The organism is Actinomadura pelletieri DSM 43383, assembly GCF_003634705.1.
Lineage (GTDB): Bacteria > Actinomycetota > Actinomycetes > Streptosporangiales > Streptosporangiaceae > Spirillospora > Spirillospora pelletieri.
Genome location: NZ_RBWU01000001.1, coordinates 1162743 through 1168951 on the forward strand (window position 1 = coordinate 1162743; position 6209 = coordinate 1168951).

The window sequence follows — 6209 nt, forward strand, 5'->3', positions numbered from 1 at the left end:
GGTGACCACCGAGATCACAAGGCTCCTGACGCGCACCGGCGCCGCGGGCGACCGGGTCGAGTTCACGCTGACCCTGGACGGCGGCGAGGTCAGGGGCACCCGGTTCACCGGTCACTACGGCACCGTCCGGGGCGGCGGCCTCACGGACGTCGACTGCCTGTACAAGGTCGCCCGCTGGGACAGGGGAAGGCGCGCGGTCGAGAACGAGATCGCCGTGCTCAGCGGCCTGGGATGGGCCGGTGTGAACGACGGCCGGTTCGCCGAGCTGATCGGCTACGACCTCGATCCGGCCGAGGGCGGCGCCGTGCTGGTCCAGCGGCGGCGTGGCCGGGCGGCGGCCCAGCGGCTGGCGACGACCATGCCGACCGAGGACGAGTTGTGGCAGCCCACCCACGACCTGCTGTCCGCGTTGCAGATCCTGGCCCACCACAACTACGTGCACGGCGCCATCTCGTCCACCACGGTGTTCTGGGACGGCGAAGGGTTGCAGATCGCCGACCTCAGCATGGCGACCACCCAGACCGACGCCGAGGACGGCGCCGTCCGGGACGTGCGCCACGCCGCCGGGCTGCTCTACTGGCTCGCGTCCGGCGACGATTCGGCGTTCGGCTACCAGGCAGACGGAGCCGGGTCGGCCGAGCAGGAGTACCGCTGGCTGAAGGCGCATCGTCCCTGCCTCGCGATGGTGCTCCGGCCCGTGTACGAGGGCGAGTCGCCCACCGCCGAGGAACTGCTGGCCGCGATGGTGGGGTGGCCGCGTCCCGTCCGTCCGAGGCGGCCGGTGCCGCCGCGCGGCCCCGAGCCCAAGAAGGACCGGGAACCCACGCGGGCGGACGACACGGAGACACAACACCACATCGGAGCGACGCCCGAGGACGACGCGCACACGCACCAGGACGCGAAGACGTCCCAGGACGCGAAGACGTCCCAAGACACGAGGACGCATCAGGACACGAGGAAGCCAACGGACACCGGGAGCACGCGCCGGTTGGGCGACGACCCGTCCGAACCGCCGGATGACCGTGAAGACCGCCAGTTCCGGAAGTATCTCGTCGAGAAGGTGACGAACATGCACGGCCAGCCCGAACAGCCGGTGGGGGCGGCGGTGCCGGGGTCCGGTCCGGCCCCGTCCCGGCGACCTCGACCGGAACCCGGCAGCCTGCCGCCGGACTTCCCGTTCCGTGTCGGCGAGGACGGCGGTCGCCGTCCGCATCCGCTCGTGTGGGTCGCCGTGGGCGCGCTGGTGGCCGTGATCCTCCTCCTGGTGGTGTTCTCATGACCGAACCGTTTCCCGGCCAGGTCGAACGACGCCTCACGACCTGTCCGTACTGCCTGAACCAGCTCGACTGGTTCGACTTCAGCGAAGTGCCGCTGGTGAAGGAGACCCCCGAAGGGCCGGAGGTTCTCACACCCGGACCGGACGAGTCGGAGACCCACTACCGGCACCGGACGCTCGGCGCCATGCGGCAGTGCCGGGGCAACGGTGAGCCGCACCTGCTGCCCGCCGACTACGGGTACCTGGAGCCGCTCGTCGTCGGCCTGGTCGGCGACAGCGCGGCGGGGAAGACGCATCTGCTCACCGCGATGATCGCGCAGCTTGAGCGGAGCCGCTCGCTGTTCGGACGCGAGCTGCGGATCGGGCCGCTCGACGGTCGGCTCCGGCAGCGGTTCTACGACGAACGCGTCACCCCGTTCCTGGTGCGCCACGAGGTACTGGGCGGCACCCGTCCGGGACAGCCCGAGTTCGCCTACGCCCTGCGCGTGCAGAGCCGGCAGACGGGCCGGACCCACGCGGTCGGGTTCTTCGACGTCCCCGGCGAGCACTTCCGAAGGTTCAGCTACGACGACACACCGTTCATGAGCGCCGCCGACGCGGTCATCTACGTCGCGGACGGCAGCAGGCTCAGGTCCGGCGACGGCTGGCGCGACTGGGTCCCCGACCCGGGCTTCATGCACGCGATCGAGCAGTTGGAGCGCACCCGGGTCACCGGCGACGGCAGGCTTCCCCCGGCCGTCATCGTCGTCGCGAAGTCCGACATGCTGGACGGTCTCGACGACGACGCCACCGTCACGCGCTGGCTTCGCCGCAGGGACGAGACCCACCTCAACGACCTGCGCAGCGTGCTCGTGGAGACCGTGGACGCGGGCGCCTTCCTGAGGCGGCACGGCGCGAGCCACTGGCTGGACCCCCTCGAGTCGGGGTCGCCGGTCACCGTCCATTTCGCGTCCGCGTCGGGCGTCTCGAAACCGAGGGAGGACGCGACCGAGTTCCCTGACGAGGGCTTCGGACCGAAGCGGGTGTTGCGTCCGCTGCTGTCGCTGTTCAGCATGGCCGGGCTGCTCCCGAAGATCGACATGGACCAGCCGGAGGTGTCCATGGACGATCCGCAGTCCTTCTACTGAACGGCGGCCGCGCGCCGGGCGTGGCGGGCGAGCAGCAGCGTCACGACCAGATGGCCCCGGCCCTCCACGGTCGCCGGATCGGCCGTCGCGGCGATCCGCCGCCGGTCGAGCCACCAGGGCACGTCGGACCTCACCCCGGCGGCCAGCGCGCGGGCCTGGACGGCGGCCTCGGGTGAGAGCGTCAGCTCGGTCGCCCACGCCCACACCGTCGTCCATTCACGTTCGGACGGCAGTTCCGCCGGGGCCCGCCCCCGGTAGCTCCGGACGATCCGGTCGCGCAGCCAACCGACCTTCGCCGCCACGAAGTCCACGATCTCGGGGACCTCCGCGTCGACCCGGTCGAGGACGGCGCACCGCCCCTGGCAGCCGGAATGGGCGCAGCCGTGCCCGGCCGCGTACTCCAGCGCACCATCTTCCAACGCCCTGCGCAGCAACCGCTGCTCGGCGTCCCCGCGCCGCGCCAGCTCCAGCAGCCCCGACGCGCTGATCGGACGCCCCTCGTACCGGGGCGTCACATCGGGCAGGACGCTCGCCGTCAGCCTGCCCAGCGCCCGCGCCGCCCGGCCGGGGGTGAGACCGCGCAGATACGTCACCTCGTGGTCGCTCGCGCCGAGTTCGACGAGCCAGTCGGCGACCCTGCCGCCGTTCGCGGCCAGCCAGTCGATGCCCGGCGCCCAGTTCTGCTCGAGGTCGTCGACGAGGTGTTCGATCTTCCGGTACGTGCGGCCGTTGAAGCGCACCGGTCGCTTCGTCCTGGCCACCCACGCCGCCACCTGCTCGTAGCCCCAGCGTCGCTCCGGATCGACGGTCAGCAGGCCCTCGATCAACCGTCGCCAGTCCGGATCGTCGACGTCGGTCAACGCCGGACGGCGCCCGTCCCGCAGCATCGCCCGTACTTCGCCGGGCGCCATGCCCGCGTACGGCCTGCGGCCCAGGAGCAGCTCGTAGGCGATGATCCCGAGCGCCCACCAGGCCGCCGGGGCGCCGCGACGGCCGCGGAGCGTCTCCGGTGAGGCGTAGGACAGCGTGAACGCCATCCGTCCACGCTGCGCGTGTTCGTTCGGTGCCTGTTCGGTGGGCCCGCGCCCGTTCGGCGACCGGTCCCGGACGTCGCGGGCCGTCCCACCGAAGTCGCCGATGAGCAGCTCGTAGGGGTCGCGTGACCGCACCAGGATGTTGGCGGGCTTCACATCGGTGTGCGTCAACCCCTGCTCGACGACCCAGAAGTTCAGGCAGTCCGCGAGTTCGGCGATGATCTGGCGCGGTTCCGCGTCCCCGGTGGGCGCCGCGCGACCGTGGATGACGTCGTGCAGCGAGCCGTGCGGGCAGTACTCCTGGGCCATCCACCCGACGGTCTCGCCGTGTACCTCGATGTCGCCGTAGTCGAAGATCCGCGGGACGTGCCTGACGAACCGGTGCAGGGACAGCAGCCGCATCTGGTGGTGGTCCACCCGGGCCGCCTTGTTGACCTTGACCACGGCCTCGGACGCGCCTTCGCACCAGTCGCCGTCCGGCTCCACGAGGAACACGACCGCCTCGCCGCCGACCGCGAGCGGCCGGACCCTCGTGACGCGATCCAGCAGAGCGTCCGGAAACTCATCGACCCCTGACTCGAACCCCAGCACCGCCCCTCCCCGCCCGTGACCACAATCCTACGAGCCGTGCACCCGCCCTGGTGAGCGCGGCAGGGGTGGGCCGCCGCCCGGCCGTGACCATGTTCGGCCGCGAAGGCGGCGGCGCGGGGGCGGCCCACTCGTCCCGCGCGCGATCACTCTTGGTGATCAAGGGGTTTCGGAGGGGCCGCGAGGGCCGCATAAGGCTTCCGAATCTCGGCCTAGTCAGGGGATAAAAAGCACGAATAGTGACAGATAGTGGCCATATCCCTGACAGTCCTCCCGGACGGTCGTCAACCGTGCGATGCGACATGTACTAGTGGGGGCATAGCACCAGCAGCGGGCAGGTATCAGTCAGCACAAGGGGAGCGATGGCCTACTCCGTATCGCGCCTGAACAGGACGACCACCGCGCGCTGGTGGCTGTCCCTCGAAAAGAGCGAAGGCCGGGAGCGGATCTACCGCGCACTTCGCGATCTTCTCGACGCGGGGGCGCCGACGTATACCGCGAGGCCCACCCGTCCCGAACTCAACCGGCGACTCGGAATCACTTCCTCGTCCACCTTCTACCACGCGATCAACAATTCCCGGTTCAAGGAGGCGCTCGGCCCCTCGGACTTCCGGACGCGGCTCGACCACGGCGACGCGATGGCGACCCTGGTCGCCGAGGCGAAGATCTGGTCGTACGCCGACCACCGGCAGGGCTGGCTCAACGGGCTGTCGCGGCTGCCGGGCGGGTCCGTCCGGTGCGCGGTGCTGAGCCTGGTGGACGTCCTCTCCCGGTGGGCCGTGGCGGAACCCGGCCTGGCCACCGTGTACGGCTTCGCCGCGCCGCACTCGGCCGTCCAGGACCTGTGCACCGTCCTGCCATGCGAGATCACCGAGACCAGGGCCGGGGAACTGCTGGCGAAGGTCGTCACGGAGGCGCGCGGCCCGTTCGGCATGTCCTCCGGCGCCGTCGTCGACGCCGTCTACGACGACCTCACCGAGATCCTGCACGCCCCCGCCGCCATCACCGGGATGGTCGAGGGCATCCGCGGCCGCCTCCGCGACCTCCAGGCGCCGCTCGGGAGCCTGTCGGACGCGGAACTCGACGCCGCCCTCCCCACCTGGGTTCCGCGCGAGGCGCTACGGCTGCTCACCGAGGGGGCATGACCGGTGCCGGGCGACCACGACCAGGAACTGCGAAGCGAACTGTGCACGCTCGTCACCTACGTCGGCGACACCGGCGACCCGCGGCCGCTGCGCGAACTGCTCACCGAGGCCGACCACGACTCCACGGTCGACCGCGCCGTGGTGCTCCAGATCGAGTGCGAACTGGAGAAGTGGCTGAGCCGGGGCCGTGACGCGACCGTGTCCGCCGAGGTCTGGGCCGGGCTGGCACGGCGCGCCGCCGCGATGAGACTGGCGCCCGACGACCCCGCGTACCTGACGATCCGCATGTTGCACGCGCAGTACGTGCGTCGCCGTGGACGGCCGGGCGACGGGGAACTGGCCGTCCGGCTCTACCGGCGCGAATGGGAACTGCGCACGCGACTGTTCCCGGTGGACGACTGCCGGACCTCGACGGCGCACGCGAACCTGGCGCTGGCGATCCGGGAACGCGCCGCCCCCGGCGATCTAGAACGCGCGCTGGACATGCTGGAGGAGGAGACCGCGCGGCGGATGCGCGTGCACGGCTCCGACCGTCCGTTCACCTGGATCGCCCAGCTGATTCTCGCCCAGACCCTGATCATGGAGGCGGAGGAGACCACCGAACCGGACGAGGTCCGGGCGGCGGCCCTGTCGGCCGGCGAGCACAGCGAGGCGGTCCTGACCGGCCGCCGGGTACGGTTCGGCCGCTCACATCACGCGACGCTCCGCGCCCAACTCGTCCACGCCAACGCGCTCATCCTGCTGGGACGGTTCGCGGACGCCGTCGGCCTGCTCGGCGCGCACCAACGACACGACCCGGCCGGAACGACATCACCGGGCAAATCCGACCTTCTCCTAGCCCGCGCGCTCAAGGACACCGAGCCCCTGCGGGCGCTGGTCCACGCGCGACACGCGGTTCAGCGCAGTATCGACCCCCGTCGCAGGAAGGCGGCGGAGCAGGTCGTTCGGGAGTTGGAGGTGGACTGTCCGGGGTGATGCGCCGCCTCGAAGGCGCGTTCCGCGGTCTCCTCGAACCGTGCGCCAGCGTTCGGCGTCGTGG

At 71.3% G+C, this 6209-nt stretch carries 5 protein-coding genes; 4 read left to right on the forward strand and 1 reads right to left on the reverse strand.

The window, feature by feature from the left end:
- Window position 1 precedes the first annotated feature (1 nt).
- Both BZB76_RS05345 and BZB76_RS05350 read left to right on the forward strand, forming a co-directional pair.
- Complete coding sequence (locus tag BZB76_RS05345) at window positions 2–1279, forward strand: protein kinase family protein (RefSeq protein ID WP_121433118.1); 1278 nt, start codon at window positions 2–4, stop codon at window positions 1277–1279.
- Entirely contained in the window at window positions 1276–2403 is a 1128-nt protein-coding gene (locus tag BZB76_RS05350; protein WP_121433119.1) for a TRAFAC clade GTPase domain-containing protein, read from the forward strand. The genes BZB76_RS05345 and BZB76_RS05350 overlap by 4 nt, the downstream gene beginning before the upstream one ends.
- On the opposite strand, the gene BZB76_RS05355 is transcribed toward BZB76_RS05350, so the two are convergent.
- The gene (locus BZB76_RS05355) at window positions 2397–4028 is read right to left on the reverse strand and encodes a serine/threonine-protein kinase (protein WP_121433120.1); all 1632 of its coding nucleotides are present in this window, start codon (window positions 4026–4028) and stop codon (window positions 2397–2399) included. The two genes, BZB76_RS05350 and BZB76_RS05355, sit on opposite strands and share 7 nt — an antisense overlap.
- Before the next feature lie 359 nt (window positions 4029–4387).
- Between BZB76_RS05355 and BZB76_RS05360 the strand changes: the two genes are divergently transcribed.
- Window positions 4388–5170, forward strand: a complete 783-nt coding sequence (locus tag BZB76_RS05360) for a hypothetical protein (protein WP_121433121.1) — start codon at window positions 4388–4390, stop codon at window positions 5168–5170.
- A gap of 3 nt (window positions 5171–5173) precedes the next feature.
- Complete coding sequence (locus BZB76_RS05365) at window positions 5174–6145, forward strand: hypothetical protein (RefSeq protein ID WP_121433122.1); 972 nt, start codon at window positions 5174–5176, stop codon at window positions 6143–6145.
- The last annotated feature ends 64 nt before the right edge of the window (window positions 6146–6209 follow it).

Excerpts from the sequence above, each read along its gene's own strand:
- BZB76_RS05350 (WP_121433119.1), top strand. The coding sequence starts at position 1,276 with ATGACCGAACCGTTTCCCGGCCAGGTCGAACGACGCCTCACGACCTGT.
- BZB76_RS05360 (WP_121433121.1), top strand. The coding sequence starts at position 4,388 with ATGGCCTACTCCGTATCGCGCCTGAACAGGACGACCACCGCGCGCTGG.